A 398-nucleotide genomic window follows, 5' to 3' on the forward strand; every position below is an offset into this window, starting at 1 on the left:
CGCTCGCGCGCTCGCGGCGACCCTGCGCAATGAAGATCAGCCCTGGCCGGCCGGCCGGGCACTGCCGCCGCTTTGGCACTGGTGCTATTTCCTGCCGACCGCGGCCGAGAACCGGCTCGGCCCCGACGGCCATCCGGCGCGCGGCGGCTTCCTGCCGCCGGTGCCGCTGCCGCGCCGCATGTGGGCCGGCAGCCAGCTCGAATTCTTCGCCCCGGTACCGCTGGCGGCGCCCGCGCGCAAGACCTCGCGCGTGGTCGACGTCAGCCTGAAGCAGGGCAAGGCCGGCGCGCTGGTCTTCGTCAAGGTCGAACACGAGGTGCATGCCGGCGCGACGCTGCTGCTGCGCGACCGTCACGACATCGTCTACCGCGAGGCCGCGAAGCGCGGCGAAGCGGGGG

The 398-nt window shown here is 74.1% G+C and carries 1 protein-coding gene; it reads left to right on the forward strand.

From position 1 onward, the window contains the following. Positions 1-398: HTD2 family dehydratase (locus tag AC1DYK_RS36070; RefSeq protein WP_478170633.1), on the forward strand; the 398-nt coding region annotated here is incomplete at both ends.

Source organism: Variovorax sp. P2_H12, assembly GCF_056403395.1.